The sequence below is a fragment of the Microbacterium jepli genome, assembly GCF_047237905.1.
Classification (GTDB): Bacteria; Actinomycetota; Actinomycetes; order Actinomycetales; family Microbacteriaceae; genus Microbacterium.
The window spans coordinates 486,785-503,678 of sequence record NZ_JBDFLW010000003.1; the positions used below are offsets into that span (position 1 = coordinate 486,785).

The following is a 16,894-nucleotide window of genomic DNA, read 5'->3' on the forward strand; positions in this document are numbered from 1 at the left end:
GGGACCCCCGCTGACGAAAGCCGAGAAATGACCGACACCCCTTACCGCCGCAACGAGATCGCCCTGCGATCCGCGACCGTCGGTCCCGTGACGCCGCCCCTGGAGGACCTGCTCTCGCACGCCTTCCCCGCCGACTTCGACTCGGTCTTCGAGGGCTCGTCGACGCAGCGCTCCACCATCGGATGCATCATCCCCGCTTACAACGAGGAGGAGTCGATCGCGCAGGTGATCGAGGGCCTGCTCACGCAGACGCGCATCCCCGACGTCATCCACGTGGTCGTCAACAACACGAGCGACCAGACGGTCGCGCTCGCCTCGCAGTACGCCGGTCCGCACGAGATCACCACCGAGCTCGGCGAGCAGTTCACCGAGGTGTTCGTGCACGACATCGGCAAGAACCCCGACAAGAAGGTCGGCGCCCTCAACTACGGCTACTCGCTCGTCGAGGGCTACGACTACCTGCTCGGGGTCGACGGCGACACCATCGCCGAGGCCCGCGCGGTGGAGTACCTCGAGACGGAGATCATCAACGACAGCCGCATCGGCGGCATCTCGGCGATCTACTCGATCGACAACAAGCCCTTCAAGGGCCTCGCCTCGTTCCTCATCAGCGGACAGCGCTCGCAGTTCGCCGCCTTCAACCTCCAGAACCTGCTGCGCGGCAGGAACATGGCGGTGCTCGGCGGTCAGTTCTCGATCTTCTCCACTCACGCTCTGCGCGAGGTCATGGAGCAGAACCACCAGACGACCCCCTGGGTCAAGGACAGCGAGGTCGAGGACTCGCTGCTGTCGCTGCAGATCAAGAGCGCCGGCTACCTCACCAAGATCAGCCCGTTCGCCCGCGCCGACGTGGGCGGCATGACCACGCTCAGCGGTCTCGACGCGCAGCAGGTCAAGTGGACCTACGGCGCCATCGAGCTCATGTGGCCCGGCCAGCGCGGCGACACCAAGGGCCAGCCGCTGCACCCGAACCTGCGCATCCGGTGGTTCGAGAACTTCGGCATGCTCACCAACCTCTTCGTCCGCATCGCGTTCCTGCTGCTGCTGGCCGGGTCGCTGTCGCTCAACGCCTTCGTGTTCTCGCCGTGGTGGCTGATCCCGATCGGCATGGCCGTTCTGCTCAACCTGCGGATGGCGCTGACCATGCAGTCGCGGACCCGCAAGGACGTCCTGTTCGCCGTCCTGATCGTGCCGGCCGAGATCTACATGTGGATCCGGCTGTCGCACTTCGCCCGCGCCTGGACCCGCTTCCTCTCCAAGAAGAAGGTCGACAACTGGGCCATGCAGGCGAAGGCGGAGAAGGGCGGTGGCTTCGGCCACTGGACTCCCGCGATCGTCACGCTCGCGGTGCTCGTCGCCGTGGCGGTCATCTGGATGATGCTCGGCCCGGTGGTGCAGTCCAGCATCCTGTGGGTCGGCTGGCCCATCGTCGGCGTCGTCACGGTCCTTCAGACCCTGATGATGTTCACCAAGCTCTTCCGTCGTCAGCACGGATACAAGGTCTGAGTTCGGGGGGACTCAGAACGCTCACGTCACGCGGTTCCTCACCTGGGGAGGTGGAGCCGGACGGTCAGGCAGAGGGAGCCGACTGATCGGACGTGAGACGGTAACCGACGCCCCGCACGGTCTCGATGAATCGAGGCTGTGCGGGGCTGTCGCCGATCTTGCGGCGAAGGTTCGTCATGTGCGCCTCGATCGCCCGCTTGTCGGCCTCGCCGACGAAGTAGGTCGTCACGTACGACTCGCCGCGCAGCACCAGCGTGAGATCAGCCTTGCTGCGCACCCGCCGGCGCGACTCCATGAGGGCCGCGAGCAGGTCGAACTCCGTCCGCGTGAGGTCGACCTCGGCGCCGTCGATCAGCACGATGCGGCTGTCGAGGTCGAGGCGGAGGTTGCGGTGCGCGAGCCAGGAGCCCTCGGCGTCAAGCTGCGTCGTGGCGACCGCTCCCGCGTCCCGCTGCACGAGCACGCCGGAGCCCGTCGCCATCGGCACGGTCGCGCCCGACGGCGCGGAGGCGAGGATCGGGATCTGCGTCGGCTCGGTGGATGCCGCGGGCACGCGCACCTCGGCGGTGGAGGCCACCTGCGGACGTGCGCCGGGGAAGGAGGGGCCGGCGCTCTCCTGGGTCCGCACGGGTGTCTGCGCCGTCGCGGACCGCGGGCGGCGGAGCATCGCCTCGACGCGAGCGCGGAACTCCCGAGGGCGGAACGGCTTGGTGATGTACTCGTCCGCTCCGGCGCTCAGCCCGAGGACGACGTCCGCCTCTTCGCCCATCGCGGTGATCATGATGATGTAGGTGTCGCTCTGGGCGCGGATGCGCCGCGCGGCCTCGATCCCGTCGAGGCCGGGCATGTTCACGTCGAGCGTGGTGATGAGCGGCTGGTAGGACAGCACCGCCTGGATGCCGTCGATGCCGTTGCCGACCGAGACGGTCGAGAAACCGGCCGCCTCGAGGACGTCCACCAGCAGGTGGCGGAGGTCGGCGTCGTCCTCCACGATCACGGCCGTGCGACCTGCAGGCGTCGTCTCGGTCATGGGAATGCTCCAATCGAACTGTCAAGGGGCCGGTGCGGCATCTGTCGAACCCCTCGGGCGAGCGGGATGGAGTGCTGGATTCGCATCCTCCCACACCGCGCGCGACGCCTCTTCGATGGTCCGGCGTGACACGTGCCGTCGATCCTCGGCCGCGAGAAGACGTGGCGCGTGAGGGATGTCAGCTGGCGCGTGAGCGGCGGTTCGTCACCGCACCTCGCGCGTGAGGCTCACGGCCGACTCCGGCCACCACGTGCCCGCCGCCGGACCGCCGTTGCACGTCCCGTCGCTCTCGCCGGCACTTTGACCCACAGGTTCGTGTCGACCACATCATCGCCGACGGTTCCGCCCCGCTCGCCGACGAGGCGGTCGGGCGGATTGCACCACTGCCCGTCCGACCCGCGGCCGTTGCGCGAGGTGTCGATGACGGCGTGCGCACCCGGAAGCAGCCCGGCGAGACGGTGCGCGTAGTCGATCTCCCGGTCGGTGGCGTTGTAGTTCGAGACGTTGGTGACGAAGCCGCGCACGCCCTCGACACCGGCCCCCCGCAGGAGGTCCGCCATCTGCTGCGCGGGCAGCCAGTTCGAGTGGCCGCCGTCCAGGTAGATGTAGGTGCCCGGCGAGGCGAGTGCATCGGCTGCGGCGCGCAGCTGGGAGAAGCGCGCGGCCTCGTTGCCGCACTCGGGTGCGAGGGCGAGGCTGTCGGGTTCCAAGATGAGGATCGCGCGTCCCCCGCCGTCGGCGCGGAGCTCGTCGCCGATCTCGGCGGTCCATTCGGGATACTCGACGGGGCTGAGGCCACCCGCGGAGAAGCTGCCGCAATCGCGCTCGGGAAGACCGTAGACGACAATCGTCGTCGTGGCGTTCTGGGCGTGGGCCTCGTCGAGAAGGGCACGCACGCGCGGCCCGACGGAGCCGATCGGGTAGGCCTCGGGCGTCAGCCAGACCGCTGTGGGCTGCAGCGCGAGGTAGGCCGCGGCCGCGTTCTCCGCGGATCCCTCGGCCGTCGAGTCCGCCGCGTGGACGGCCGCCGTGTCGGTGTCGACGGCGAGGCGGATCCCCGGCGTCGGAGCCTGGTCGGCGGGGGAGAAGGTCAGCGCGATCACGATCACTCCTGCCACGGCGAGCGTCAGCACGCTTCCCACGATCGCCGTGACGAGCACGGTGAGCCGCGAAGGCGATCGCTCCCAGCGCCTCTCCGCACCCGCCGACGGGCGGGTTCCCCTCGCGCTGGGGCGCTTCTCTGCCACGGCCCGACTCTACCCAGCGCCTCCGGAAGCCAGTGGGCGCAGCATCCGACTCAGCTGCGTGCGGGAAGAACCGCGGGGTCGCTCTGCCGCCACTTCTCGACGGTCTGCACGAGCCAGAACGCGCTGAACAGGGCGAGCGCAGCGGACTCCGCGAACAGCAGCGACGGGGCGGCGGCATCGCCGGCTCCGACGGCCGAGACGACGTAGACCACGAGCACGAGGAGGAGAAGGCCGGCGATCAGCGAGTAGGCCACGCGGTAGCGCCGTCGCGGCGGAGAGAGACGCGACGGGAACGAGTTGCGGATCGCCACCAGCGCGAACAGGGCGAAGAAGACGACCGTGGCGACGAAGTGCCCCTGCGCGAGGAAGGCGTCTCGGGCGGCGAGCCAGCAGACGGCGACGACGACGAGCACCCCTGCGGATCCGATGAGGCTGACGCGCACGCCGGCGGCGGGAACCTGGCCCCTGACGATGAGGATGAGGGCCGTCAGTACGACGAGCGCGCCGACGATGAGGTAGGTGATGACGCCGTCGGCGGCGGCCTCGATCGCCTCGGGAGGAAGGCAGCGCGACGCGCACGCGACGTCCACTCCCGGGATCGTCCCGGGCACCACGGTGGTGGGAACGAGGGCGATGAGCGGGCCGAAGACGGCGGCGCCGTCGAGCAGGGCGCGATCCACGCCGCGGCCCGACAGCACGAGCAGAGCGAGGGACACCGCGATGAGCGCGCCGACGAAGGCGTTGCGCGCGGGCGTGTAGTAGTAGTCGCTCAGTGCGGTGAGCCACCCGACCCGACCCGCAGCCACCAGTACGGCGACGAAGATGACGACGACGGTCGCCACGACGCCGAGCCGAAGATAGCGGTAGGTCCTCTCGGGAGACGTCGAGGACGCAGCCGCCATTTCCTCAGGGTAATGCGAAGAAGCGACATCGCGTCGGACATGGGGCGACGATCCGGTCGTCGAGATCGATGGCACCGCTCCCGTGGGCGCGCGATTGTCCTACCCTGGGTCGCGTGGAGCGATATATCGTCGTCAGCGCCCTGGGGGCCCCGGTGCGGATCGACGTGTCCGCGCTCGACGAAGACGCGGTGACAGCCGTTCGCGATGCCTGGGCCGACGCGACGATCCCCGGCGACGGCGAGGGGGCGCCCACGGTCACGGCGAGCGCCACCGCCTCCACGACGGAGATGCTCAGCGACCTGTCTCAGAGGGTCACGCTCGCCGCCATCGACAACGCCCGCGCGCGCCGGTGGATGCTGCATGCGGCGGGTCTCGCGCGCGAGGACGGTCGGGTCGCCGCGCTCATCGGCCCGTCCGGCCGCGGGAAGACCACCGCATCCCGCACACTCGGACGCCGCTTCGGCTACGTCTCGGACGAGACGGTCGCCGTCGACGATGACGGCACCGTCCACCCGTATCGCAAGCCGCTGTCGATCATCGAGAACGGCGTGCCGCATCCGAAGGCGCAGCGGGCCCCGCACACCCTCGGTCTCGGCGACCTCCCCGATGTGACGCTGCGGCTCGGCGCGATCGTGCTGCTGGAGCGTCGGCCTGATGGACCCGATGAGCCCGAGGTGGAGGACGTCGACCTGGGCGACGCCCTCGCCGAGCTCGTCGCGCAGACGAGCTTCCTCGCGGCCCTCCCGCGCCCGCTGCAGACGGTTGCGAGTCACGCGGCGGCCGTCGGCGGGATCCGGCGGGTGACGTATCGCGAAGCCGAGACGCTCGACCGGGCGATCCGCACGATCCTCGACGCCGCGCATCCGGGGCCCGCTCCCGTCGCCGTCGCGCCGGCGCCGCTCCCGGAACCCGTGGACCGGGCGCCGGGCGCGCGGTACACGCGCACGGACGCCGTGGATGCGGTGCAGCTCGACGATCCGGATCGGCTCGTCGTGCTGCACACCGACGAGGCCGGACAGGGCGTCGTCCGCGTGCTGTCGGGCCTCGCCCCCGCGATCTGGCGTGCCGCCGCGGACGCCACCCTCGAGGAGCTGGTCTACGCCGCCGTCGAGAGGTACGGGGAGCCGGAGGGGATGGATGCCGCGGCCGCCGTGTCGACGGCGGTGGAGGACCTTCTGGCCGAGGGGGTGCTCCGCCGCGCCGACGCCGTGCGCTGGGCCGTGGCCGATGACGTCGCCTGGGTGGACGAGCCCGACCGGTCCGTGGTGCTGCGCCTGTCTGCGGAGGCGGCTGAGCCGGTGACGCTCGAGGGCTCGGCAGCCGTGATCTGGGACGCCCTCGTCGCCGGCGGTCCGTCGGGAGACGACGTCGCGGCGATCACATCGCGGACGGCGGAGGCCGCCGGGGTGGATGCGCCCGATGACATCGCGGCCGACGTCGCGGACTTCCTCGCCCACCTGCTCGACGGCGGCTTCATCGAGGCGCGGCCGATCTCCTGACGTCTCAGCTCCGGGCTGATCGCAGGCCGGGTCGGCCCGATCGTCTGAGTGGCGCGCTCACAGGCCTGCCCACCGTGGGATCGGCCAGATGACGGCAGCCGCCCTGCCGACCAGACCATCGCGGGCGGCCCACCGCCAGCATCCGTCGTCCGCCTCCGGCGCGCGGCAGAACGCAGCGGAATCCGACGAGTTACCCCTGTTGTCGCCGAGCACGAGATAGGAGTCGGCGGGCACCACCACCTCGTCGAAGCAGCGGGGCGAGCGGGTCTCGGTCGTGCAGTCGAGCGAGCCGGGGAGGAACGGAAGGTCGTTGCTGACGTAGTCCTCCACGAGGGCTTCGCCGTCGACCACCACGGCCCCGTCGGCGGAGCAGCAGGCCACCGTCTGGCCGGGGAGGCCGATGATGCGCTTGACGAGGGTGTGCGGGCCGGTCGGTCCGAACCCCGTCACCTCGCCGATCCATCGTGCAGCGTCTTTCAGGGGGCCGCCGGAGGGCTGCTCGCCGCCGTCCCAGGCGGCCCCGGCGTCGAAGACGACCACATCACCTGTGCCCGGCGTCGCTCCGACGTATGCCAGCCGGTTCACGAGGATACGGTCGCCGCTCTGCAGCGTCTCGTTCATCGAGGCGGACGGCACGGCGTAGGGCTTCGCGACGAAGGTGAGGATGAGTCCGAACACCGCGAAGGCGGCGAGAAGGTGGAACCACGCACTGCCGCCGATGCGCCTCCACAGAGGTCGGGGCGCGGCATCCGTCACGTTCCGAGGGTATCGACGCGGCGTGTCGAGGACGCCCGCCGGTCCCTTACGCGCCACCGGGCGTCCCCCACGCGCCGAATCCCGACAGATCCCCGTGCGAAGCGGTCCGACCCCTGGTGCGCGGAGTGCCGACGGCTATAGTCAAGGTGTCGTCGACCGGTGAGAGGTCGTGGCGAGAGGTTTGGGGACCGATCGTCGCGATGCCGGCAGGCGCGCGATTACGTGACTGGGGAGTCGTATGGTCAATTCTGCTGTGCAGGAGAGCGCCCTTTCGAAGGGGGCGGGTCTCGTGGATCTCGTCGTCGAGGACGGAAGCGCCATCGTGCTGCGCAACCATTCCTTGCACGACCTCACCGTGCTGGTGTCGTTCGTGACGAACGCCCGCGGACGGAGTCCGGAAGATGCGCGCGCCCGCGTGGAGAGCGCCACGGGCGGCGGTCCGAACGGTGAGGGCTCCGTGCCGCGGATCTCGTCGGACGACGACGAGCGCGATGCATACCGCACCGTCTGGCGCGACGAATTTGGGATGCGCACGGCGATCTCGGGCGACTATATCTGCACGCGCTTCGGCAGCGTGACGGTGGAACTCTCCGGCGGGTCGCAGTTCGCGTTCCCCGTCGGCGTCGGACCGACGACCGTCGTGGCCGGTGTGGCGGCCCTCGGCCTCGGCACCGATGATGACGTCGCGCTGTCGCCGATCTCCGACGGCCCCGTCGCGGTCATCCCCGCGGCGATCGAGCCCTTCTCGCACTGAGGCCTCCGTCAGCGATCGCGCCGGTGGGCGCGGATCGCGCGGACGGCGCGAGGCAGCGAGCGGATGCCGCGGCCCCAGCGGGCCACGCGTGCGACGGTCATCGACCGCAGGTCGGTGCCGACATGGGGGAGCGCGAGTCGGAGGTCCGCGGCGCTCGGCCAGACGGCGGCGCGAAGGATCTGCCACCGCTCGGGGACGGATGCACGCCGGAAGGCGGAGATCCAGAAGTAGGCCCCGGAGTGGGCATCGACGCGTTCGCGCCAGGCACGGAGCTGGGCGGGGTCGACGGCTGAGGCGTCGTCACCGGGGGAGATTCCGAGGGACGACAGCACGGGGGCGAGCGTCTGCGCGCTGCCCGTGAGGCGTGCGAGCTCGGCGATGTCCTCCCGCTCGCCCGATGTCAGGTCGATGCGCAGGAGGTTCGCGAGCTCCTGCTCGTGACGCTGCTGGCGGTCCGTTCCGCGCATCGAGTGGAGCGCGAGGATGAGGAACGAGCCGGTCCTGTCGGGGACGGCGCAGTCGCGATGCGCGAAGTCCATCAGGGTGCGCCGCGACCAGAGGGGGTCGAACGTGACCTCGGGTGGTGCCAGCATCCCGGGATAGAAGCGGTGGACGTCGATGTCGCAAGGCCAGCGGTCGTGGAGGAACGTGCGGGAGTGCTTAGCCATGTGGCGCCCGAGAACTGTGGAGTCTCGTTCGCGCCAGCCGGCGCTCATCACCGCCTCGCACAGCTCGTCGAACGCGGCGGGGTCGACGAGGACGTCGATGTCGCCTGACGTCCGAGGCGGACGGAGTCCGTGGCGATGCAGCGCGGGGCCTTTGATGAGGAGTGCGCGGATGCCCGCACGATCGGCGGCGGCTTGCAGCCACGCATGACCCAGTTCGACGGCGGCGGCGAGGGACAGCTCCGCGACGGGCGTCGCGGTGCCTCCCGCGGATCGGACGTCGACGACGCCGGCCCCGTCGGGCATCCGGCTCAGAGCGTGCCCGTGCGAGGCGGGACCGTGATCGACGTGGTGACCCGGAGCGAACGACCTGCGACGGTGAGCACAGCGGCGACCGGGAACACGACGCTCTCCGCGTCCGTCGCGGCCGAGCCGACACCTACGGTCCCGAACTCGACCGGGAGGGTGACCGTCTCGTGGGCTGCGACGTCGAGGACGGAGGTGGTCGTGAATGTCGTCGCCGGGAAGCCGTGCCGTCCGATGACCGGGGCGCTGCGGTAGGCGACCGTGCGGGCGGATGCCGCCACGCGCTCGCCGTTCCAGCGCTCTACGGCGAAGCCGCGCGCTGCACCGACGCCCGGAGCGGACGTCACAGGACGGGATACGGTCACCTGGAGGAGGGCTATCTCCTTCACGATGGGCCGTGACCCGTTGGTGAGCACGAGCTCGAGCGGCATGACGACGCCACCGGGCGTGCTCGCAATGCCGTGGTCCCCGTCGCCCATCGTCCAGTGAAGGATCGGACGGTGCACGGCCGTTGACCGCACGCGGCTCTTCACGAGCCGCGTGGCTCCGCCCAGAAGCGAGCGCGTCAAGGACACCTGACCGCGTCGGTCCGCATCGAGTTCGAGCATCGGCAATCCAGCTCCTGGGGTGAGTGAACCCCCTCACTCTCTCCCGAACCCTCCGAAAGGCGTCCGCCCGCGGCGGGGATCGTCGCGTCGGTGTCGCGAAACGAACCAAAAGGGCCCTCGTCGACGCGATCCTGGGGAGATCGGGTGACGAGGGCCGCGCCTCGAGGAGTGACCGGGATGCTGGGGACACCGCCGGTGCGGGCTGGAACGCCTACCGCGAGGAGTTGGGGGGTGGGTGGTTCAGAGGATGCCGGCGCCCACGGGGACGGAGATGAGGGCCGGAGCGGTCAGAGTGCGTCCACCGACCGTGATCGTGGTCGTGACGGAGAACGTCGTGAGAGCCCCGATGTTGACCAGGCTCGTCCGGTCACCCGCGATCCCGAACTCGACCGGAATGTTCAGGGACGCACCGGACAGCAGCGACACGGGAACGGTCGAGGAGAAGGTCGTCACGGGATATCCGACATTGTTCGTGTAGTTGATCGTGCGCGTGCCCGACGTGCTTCCGTTGAAGGTGCGGACGCCGAAGCCCTTGACCCGGCCGAGCGCCACGTTGACGCCAGATGCCTGCTGGACGACGATCGTCACGGATGCGGACTCACCGCTGATCGGTCCGCTGCCGTTCGCGAGCGTGAGCGTCGTCGGGACGGTGATCGCCACTGCCGCCGTGACGGTGGAGGCGCTGCCGACGACTCCCACCGAGAGGAGCGTTGTCTGCGCTGTCCAGGATGCCGACAGGTTGCCGATGGAGGCCACCGCCATCGGCACGGCGGCGGAGGCGACGATGACCGGAACCGACCACGCGGCGCCCTTCATCACGGAGCGGCGGCTGAGCCCGCGGGCGGGGTCGGCAGGGTTGCGGGTGTCGAGGTCGGTCATTCCAGCTCCAGGTTCGGGAAGAGTGAGTGGGTTGTGCAGTCACTTTGTCCCGAATCCCGCGGATCGGTCGATCGTCCTGGCGTCGATCAACACGGCGGTGGCGCGGAATTCACCTGTCGCTCTCAACCCGTCGCGTCGGGGCGGATACGTCGTCGCGCCGGGTGTGATCGCCGGAACCGTCGTGGTCGCGTGGCGTATCGGTGCCTGTCGCGACCCGAGCGGTCAGCGCGAGCGCAGCTCCGCCGGCGACTTCGCGCCGTGCGCCTGGAACGCCCGACGCATCGCCGCGGTGTTGCTGAACCCGGAGTGCCGGGCGATCTCCGTGATCGAGAGGGCGTCGTACTGCGTGTCGCCGAGCAGCGACTGCGCGAGCTCGAGGCGCAGTGCACGGAGCGCGGCCGCCGGCGACGTCCCCTCGCGGGCGAAGAGGCGCTGCAGATTACGCATCGACATGTGAAGGTCGCGCGCGAGGTCCTCCACGCCGTAGTCCGGATCGGCGCGGTTCAGCAGCAGCAGCATGCGCGCCCGATGGCTGGGCCGCCCGGACTGCAACGATGGCGGCTCGGTCTCGACTCGCTCCAGGAGCACCCCGTAGGCCATCTCCACCAGAAGTCGTTCCACCAGGTACGACGACACTCTGGTCTGCACCTCAGCGCGGCGGGCGACGGAGCTGGCGAACGTCAGCATCCCGTGGTTGAGCGGGGTGCCCGCGAGCGCGAAGGGCGTCGGCGCCTCCGGCACGCTCGCGTCGACGACATTGTCGGTGTCCAGCCACACCACGGTCGCGCGGGCGTCTTCGGTCCAGTGGATCTCCGCCTCGTGCGTGCTGTGGATGAGGACGCCGACGGCGGACTCATCCGCGTGGAGCAGGTCTGGGCTCAGCGCGACGCGACCCTCCGTCGCGAAGATCATGACCGTGGTGCGGGCGACATCCGTGCGCGGTGACCAGTGCCAGCGCGGACTGCGCGGACGGTGGGCGCTGACGATGGCCGACCGGTACTCCTGCACCGTGAGCAGCCCGCTGGCCGGCGCGTCCATATTCAGACACGCTGCCATTGCTCGTCGTAGTGCTCCGTTGGGCATGTTGTCCGATCGAATGTCTGGGAACGGGCGACCGCGCCCCGTCGCGGCGATCTGGGAGAAGTCTATGACTTTGTCGCGAAAAGCAAGGACCGCTGTCGCGCGGTTCGCATCCGGATCGAATTGTGCCAATCTTGCGCTCCCGTCGCGGGGCCCTTGTGGATCGGGCTTCTAACGTGGAGTCATCGCCCGGTGAACCCGAAGCACCGGGCGACGTCGCCGCCGAGGGATCGGCGGTCGGCAACGGGCCTCGCGCGTGCCCTGCAGCGCGCGCGGGGCCTCTTCCGGCTACTGGGGAGCTGACGGAGGGGGCCGGTCCGCACTGGGAACACAGCACGGGGCCGGCGCGATCAGATCGCGCCGGCCCCGACTGGTTCGGTCGTGACGCCCGCGTTTAGGGGCGACCCATGCCGTAGTAGGTCCATCCCGCGGCGCGCCAGGCCTCGGCATCGAGGCAGTTGCGGCCGTCGACGACGATCCGTCCTGCGGCAAGGGTGGCTGCATGCTCCGGAGAGAGCTCGCGGCGGTACTCGTCCCACTCGGTCACCACGATGACGGCGTCCGCCGCCCGGAGCGCCTCGTCGCGGTCCTCCACGTACGTCAGCTGCGGGTGGACCCGCTGTGCGTTCGCGATGGCCTCGGGATCGGTGACGGCGACGTGGGCGCCGAGTCCATGGAGCTTCACGGCCACATCGAGGGCGGGCGAGTCACGGATGTCGTCGCTGTGCGGCTTGAACGCTGCGCCGAGCACGGTGATGTTCTTCTTGAACGCCGAACCGCCGAGGGCCTCCACGACGAGCTCCACGGCTCGATCCCTGCGACGGAGGTTGATGGCGTCGATCTCGCGGAGGAACGCGACGGACTCGCCGCGGCCGAGTTCTTCGGCTCGAGCGGAGAAGGCGCGGATGTCCTTCGGGAGGCACCCGCCCCCGAAACCGATGCCGGCCCCGAGGAAGCGCCGCCCGATGCGGGCGTCGTGACCGATCGCCTCCGCCAACTGCGTCACGTCAGCGCCGGTCACCTCGGCGATCTCCGCCATCGCGTTGATGAACGAGATCTTGGTGGCCAGGAAGGCGTTGGCAGCCACTTTGACCAGCTCGGCGGTCGCGAGGTCGGTGACGATGAAGGGCGTGCCCTTACCGACGGCGGGGTGGTAAACCTCGCGCAGGACGTCTGCTGCGCGTTCACCGCCTGCGCCGCCGGGCACGCCGGCCACCAGCCGGTCGGGGTCGATCGTGTCCTGAACCGCCCACCCCTCGCGCAGGAATTCCGGGTTCCAGACGAGGGTCGCGCCAGTGGCCTCGACGCGAGGCGCGAGCCCGGCTGCGGTGCCGACCGGCACCGTCGACTTGCCTGCGACGACGTCGCCTTCGCGCAAGTAGGGGAGAAGGCCGTCGACCGCCGCGTTGACGTACGTCAGGTCGGCTGCGTAGCCACCCGCCTGCTGCGGCGTTCCGACGCCGATGAAGTGCACCGAGGCATCCTCCGCCGCCGCCATGTCGGTAGTGAAGCGCAGGCGTCCCGACTCGATACCTGCAGCGAGGATCTCCTGCAGCCCGGGCTCGAAGAACGGCGCCTCACCCTTGGACAGCGACTCGATCTTGCGAGTGTCGACGTCGATTCCGACGACGTCGTGGCCGATGGATGCCATGGCCGCGGCGTGCACTGCACCCAGGTAGCCGCAGCCGATCACAGATAAACGCATAGGACTTCCTTCGTTCGGGTCCGTGGTCAAAGGGGAGCGAGGTCGACACGCGCCCGCCGACGGATGGCACCCCGCGAGCGTGTCACATGAGTAAGGCGCTGGAGAAATTCCTCCACGCGTGCGTCCCACGAATGGTGCGCCGCGACGGATTCACGCTGTGCGCGTATGCGAGGCTCATCATCGCTCGTCGCCCGTGCGAGGGCGGCTCGCAATGCCGCAGGCAGTGCGCTTTGATCAGTGAAGATGTGGACGTCGGACCCAGACGATTGCAGCGCGGCCGCGTCCCCCGAGGGCGTGCAGACCACGCTCAGACCCAGTGCGGCGTACTCGTAGATCTTGAGCGGTGAGTGGTACATCTCACTACTGGAGGACTTGGTGTGCCCCGCGAACCCGACGTGCCACCTGGCGATCCGCTCGACGGCCTCCGAATGACTCAGACGTCCGAGGAACGCGATGTTCTCCCAGCCTTCCTCTCGACATAGAGACTGGAGTCGTTCGAGGTCTCCGCCCTCGCCGACGATCTCGACCGAAATCCGAGAACCCGTCTCCCGCAAGATCTGTGCCTCACAAGCCTTGACGGCCGCAAAGAAGACATCGAGATGCTGCCAGGCGACGACTGATCCCACGAAGCCGATCACGACTTGGCCAGGAACGCGTGGGGTTCGCGGCACGCGGGTGAGTGACTTCCTCACACCATTAGGGAGCACGAGAATCTTGGAGGGCTCGACCGCGGCGAAACGGACGATCTCTTCCGCAAGGGGCTGGCTCACTGAGACGACGAGATCAGCGCGCCGAAGAACGTGACGCTCGATAGATGCCGCCAGCTTCTCGGCGCGGAGAACTTTACGGTCGTGCGCAGTCTCCCGGGAGAGGATCCCATTGGCTTCCACCACTCGGATCGTGGAACGCTTCCAGCGGTGAAAGCTCGTCAGGCTTTGGAGGACTGCCGCGCGTTCGTAGATGAAGTGCGGGCGCGGGCTGCGCGCCGTCCGGACGAACGTGCAACAGCCTGACCACAGACCGGCGGTGACGCGGACCGCGTCGGCGACGCGGACCTTCGCAGCGGACACCCCGCCGTAGTCCGATTGGCGCACTCTGGCGAACCGACCCAGGAAGGGTAGGGAGGACGCCAGAGTAAGGGTGACGTCGATCCCGGCGGTTTCCAACGCTTCGACGAAGTTGACTATGTGTGTACGTGGCCCAGGGGTGTTGCTGTCCGACCCGATCGAGATACGGAAGCCGCCGACTAAGTAGTCGGCGCGCCCACCGGCCGTCAAACCGCTGTCCGCTTCCGCACAGGTGACACTCTCATCGTTGAAGCCCGATGCACGAGGCCCGCTGTCAGGTCCCCCGGCATCGATGAGATCGCTATGCCACCTTCCGAGACGACGCGCGCGATCTGGTGCTGGTGGTCATCGACGTGCTCCCCGGAGCGCCGACTTCTCGGCACGACGATCGGATAGATGCCCGCGTCGAGGAGCTGCAGAATGGTCCCCACGCCCGAGTGGGTGATGACGACATCAGCGTCTACCGCGGCTGAATGAAACTCCGACGCACTCATCTCCGACCGGACCTCGCCCGGAAGGTCATGCCGGTCGGTGACACCGACCTGCCATACGGTCCGATCATCAGCAAGTCCCGTGGCGAGGACAGCGTCGATCATCGCGTCGAACCGGAAGCCCTCGATGGTCCCTAGGGTGACGAACAGGCGAGGACTGATCGCCTCGGGGCGTGCGACATGAGCCTCGAAATCGTTGAGGACGCCGGGAATAACGCGCCATCGGCGATCCGACCAGGCGGCGTGCTGCGTGTGGAGATCCGCCGCCCGCAGTGCCTTGAGAATCTTTCCTGACTGCGACGGCCCGTCCACACGGGAGACACTCTCGATGTATGTCGACTCGATGCCCGCCATCCGTGCTGCGGGGAGAACGGCGACGGCGAGGGCGGCGCCGGTGCTGACGGCTTGGTCGAATCTTTCCGCGCGCAACAGACGCCGTATTTGTCTGTAGACGGAGAATGTGGTTCGTGAATCGCGTGGTCGGATGTACGGCACATGCAGGACATTCCGACCTTCGAGCAGAGACTCGCTCTGCGGCGTGCGGAACGTGACCCATAGTGAATCTTCTGCGGGCTCGAAACGATCGGACAGCCTCACCAGCTGCGCCAGGTGGCCCCCGGTCGAGGCGGCGAACAGCATTCTGCGGCTCATGTGGCCACTTCCTTCCGGCCCCAGCGCGGATTGCTCGCGCTGAAGAGATCGATGGGAAAAGCCTCGAGGAGCGGATCGCCGGACCATTCGAGTGCAGGAGAAGCCTGCATTCGTATCGCTGCTTCCGCGTCGTCCGCCAGAGCGGGTAGGTCTTGCCCGACCCCGGAGAAATAGTCCTCGTACTTGAAAAGCGACTCACTCCGTGGACGAAGCATGACGGTCGGAACCCCGAAGGAATGAGCCACGATCAGACCGTGAAGTGAGGAGGCGACGACCAGGTCGCTCCAGCGGATGCGGGCGAGAATCTCGTCGAGGGGACCGCGCGGATCCACCACCCGAGGGTCGCTCTCGTTGAAATACGGAAGATCGTTGAGGTTGGGAACGATTGCCACGGGCGGCGACTCGGTCCGGTGCGCAAGCAACTCATCGTCCCGCCACAGACGCCGGACGAGGAGCCCAGGATCACCGAAGACCGGTGGGACGTGTATACCGCGTTGTTGCAGGAATTGCCGGGTTCGTGGGCCGCGCACGGCCCGTACGTCGAGATCGGAGAACGTGTGCAAGCGCGGGTCCATCTTGCCGTTCACGCCGGTGCCCCACACGGTCGCCCCCGTGCGTGCGAAATGCATGATCGAGCCGATGGCAAGCAGATCGTTCGAGGGATTGGCGAGGGTGTCGACGCCGAGCAGCCGAGCTGACCTGGAAACGACCTCGGGGCCGAGCAGATCGCCGAAGTTGTTCACTCGCGGTCCCAATCGCAGGATCTTGCCGAGCGGGCCCGGCAGGATCCGCTTCCGAGGATTCCAATGGACGATGCGACCGCGGCTCACGACAGCGACCCGCCAGAGCTTGGTGCGGACATTCGATGCCCGGTCAGCTTCTTGAACTTGCTGCTTCGCTGCAGGCGTGCACGGTAGCCGTTCGCCGATATCAGGATCTTCCGCGCCATGCTCGGCGACTCTGGAAGCCTGTCCCATTCGATATTGAAGAGAGGTGAGCGATCGGCTAGACGCGGAAGGCCGACCTGGGTCTGCACCGTGTTGCTCGCGTGCATGGCCCTGATCCATGAAGGTGGGCGGCGGACATTGACGACCTTCTCGGTCTTCTTGACGAGGTGGTGCTGGCGGAAGTAGACGCACCGGAAGGCCCCGTCCGCTGGCGGCCGCTCAATCAGAGACATGAAGGGGTTGGAATGCCAATAACCGGTGAACAGGGCGCCGTCGCAGGCCCGCAGCCCCCAGGGGAAGTTGATGAAGACACGATCTTGACCGGCATACTCCGACTGGACAGCTTCGATGAAGTCGATCGCGAGCGCATCGTCGTTGTCCACTCGGGTCGTAATGAGCGGTCGCGCTCCGGTGTATCGGCGATCGCGGAGGAGTGCTCCCATCGTCGCGTTCGTCATTCCTGACACGAAGACAGGCTCCACAAGCGGTCCGTAAGACGCCATCCGCTCCTTGAACCAGCGGGGGCTTTCGTCGTCGCAGAAAATGAGCCACCTGAATGCCTTTGTCGACTGACTCTTCAGTGAGGGCAGCGAGAAGGTCTCGAACTCCGCCAGCCGACGCTCAAGCCAGGCGTCCTCGAGACGTCTCCCGGCCGGACCGTACTCCGGCGTCGTCAAGATGTTGAATTTCGTGAGTACCAGGTGGTCGAACTCCGCAGCCACAATCCCCGCCCGTTCACATCGGCTCCACACATCAGCAAAACGATGAAAGCCTATGGGGGGTATGTTTCACATAGGCTAC

At 68.4% G+C, this 16,894-nt stretch carries 16 protein-coding genes; 3 read left to right on the top strand and 13 right to left on the bottom strand.

All coding sequences use genetic code 11. The features are described from left to right. Positions 1-27: 27 nt before the first annotated feature. Positions 28-1,506: a glycosyltransferase family 2 protein gene (locus tag ABC304_RS02945; protein WP_412928832.1), complete on the top strand. Its 1,479-nt coding sequence runs from the start codon at positions 28-30 to the stop codon at positions 1,504-1,506. Positions 1,507-1,570: 64 nt separating this feature from the next. Here ABC304_RS02945 and ABC304_RS02950 read toward each other — a convergent pair whose 3' ends face one another. The 3 genes from ABC304_RS02950 to ABC304_RS02960 form a co-directional block, all read right to left on the bottom strand. Further along, positions 1,571-2,536 (bottom strand): response regulator transcription factor, encoded by a 966-nt coding sequence (locus ABC304_RS02950; protein WP_412928834.1) that lies wholly within the window; start codon positions 2,534-2,536, stop codon positions 1,571-1,573. A 227-nt stretch (positions 2,537-2,763) separates the two neighbouring features. Then, positions 2,764-3,783, bottom strand: coding sequence for a glycoside hydrolase family 6 protein (locus ABC304_RS02955; protein ID WP_412928836.1), 1,020 nt, complete (start codon positions 3,781-3,783; stop codon positions 2,764-2,766). 50 nt (positions 3,784-3,833) lie between these two features. Next, on the bottom strand, positions 3,834-4,685 hold the full coding sequence (locus ABC304_RS02960) for a hypothetical protein (RefSeq protein ID WP_412928838.1): 852 nt from the start codon (positions 4,683-4,685) through the stop codon (positions 3,834-3,836). Between the two features lie 113 nt (positions 4,686-4,798). Here ABC304_RS02960 and ABC304_RS02965 point away from each other — a divergent pair, with 113 nt between their 5' ends. Continuing rightward, positions 4,799-6,184, top strand: coding sequence for a PqqD family peptide modification chaperone (locus ABC304_RS02965; protein ID WP_412928840.1), 1,386 nt, complete (start codon positions 4,799-4,801; stop codon positions 6,182-6,184). Positions 6,185-6,241: 57 nt separating this feature from the next. On the opposite strand, the gene lepB is transcribed toward ABC304_RS02965, so the two are convergent. After that, the gene (gene lepB, locus ABC304_RS02970) at positions 6,242-6,940 is read right to left on the bottom strand and encodes a signal peptidase I (protein ID WP_412928842.1); all 699 of its coding nucleotides are present in this window, start codon (positions 6,938-6,940) and stop codon (positions 6,242-6,244) included. A gap of 238 nt (positions 6,941-7,178) precedes the next feature. Here lepB and ABC304_RS02975 point away from each other — a divergent pair, with 238 nt between their 5' ends. Then, the gene (locus ABC304_RS02975; protein ID WP_412928844.1) at positions 7,179-7,694 is read left to right on the top strand and encodes a hypothetical protein; all 516 of its coding nucleotides are present in this window, start codon (positions 7,179-7,181) and stop codon (positions 7,692-7,694) included. 8 nt (positions 7,695-7,702) lie between these two features. On the opposite strand, the gene ABC304_RS02980 is transcribed toward ABC304_RS02975, so the two are convergent. The 9 genes from ABC304_RS02980 to ABC304_RS03020 all read right to left on the bottom strand — a co-directional run bounded on the left by ABC304_RS02980 (position 7,703) and on the right by ABC304_RS03020 (position 16,815). Continuing rightward, positions 7,703-8,665, bottom strand: a complete 963-nt coding sequence (locus tag ABC304_RS02980; RefSeq protein ID WP_412928846.1) for a nucleotidyltransferase family protein — start codon at positions 8,663-8,665, stop codon at positions 7,703-7,705. A 5-nt stretch (positions 8,666-8,670) separates the two neighbouring features. Next, positions 8,671-9,273 carry a hypothetical protein gene (locus ABC304_RS02985; RefSeq protein WP_412928848.1) on the bottom strand — a complete coding sequence of 201 codons (603 nt, stop codon included), beginning with the start codon at positions 9,271-9,273 and terminating at the stop codon, positions 8,671-8,673. A gap of 240 nt (positions 9,274-9,513) precedes the next feature. Further along, positions 9,514-10,152 carry a hypothetical protein gene (locus ABC304_RS02990; RefSeq protein WP_412928850.1) on the bottom strand — a complete coding sequence of 213 codons (639 nt, stop codon included), beginning with the start codon at positions 10,150-10,152 and terminating at the stop codon, positions 9,514-9,516. Between the two features lie 222 nt (positions 10,153-10,374). Beyond that, positions 10,375-11,190: an AraC family transcriptional regulator gene (locus tag ABC304_RS02995; protein ID WP_412928852.1), complete on the bottom strand. Its 816-nt coding sequence runs from the start codon at positions 11,188-11,190 to the stop codon at positions 10,375-10,377. Between the two features lie 436 nt (positions 11,191-11,626). Further along, positions 11,627-12,937, bottom strand: coding sequence for a UDP-glucose dehydrogenase family protein (locus ABC304_RS03000; protein ID WP_412928853.1), 1,311 nt, complete (start codon positions 12,935-12,937; stop codon positions 11,627-11,629). A gap of 26 nt (positions 12,938-12,963) precedes the next feature. Beyond that, a complete protein-coding gene (locus tag ABC304_RS03005) occupies positions 12,964-14,214 on the bottom strand; it encodes a glycosyltransferase (protein ID WP_412928854.1) in 1,251 nt (416 codons plus the stop codon). Then, positions 14,211-15,146, bottom strand: a complete 936-nt coding sequence (locus ABC304_RS03010; RefSeq protein WP_412928856.1) for a glycosyltransferase — start codon at positions 15,144-15,146, stop codon at positions 14,211-14,213. Before ABC304_RS03010 ends, ABC304_RS03005 begins: the two co-directional genes overlap by 4 nt. Further along, entirely contained in the window at positions 15,143-15,976 is an 834-nt protein-coding gene (locus ABC304_RS03015; RefSeq protein WP_412928859.1) for a polysaccharide pyruvyl transferase family protein, read from the bottom strand. Before ABC304_RS03015 ends, ABC304_RS03010 begins: the two co-directional genes overlap by 4 nt. Further along, positions 15,973-16,815 (bottom strand): glycosyltransferase, encoded by an 843-nt coding sequence (locus tag ABC304_RS03020; RefSeq protein ID WP_412928860.1) that lies wholly within the window; start codon positions 16,813-16,815, stop codon positions 15,973-15,975. The genes ABC304_RS03015 and ABC304_RS03020 overlap by 4 nt, the downstream gene beginning before the upstream one ends. Between the last annotated feature and the right edge of the window lie 79 nt (positions 16,816-16,894).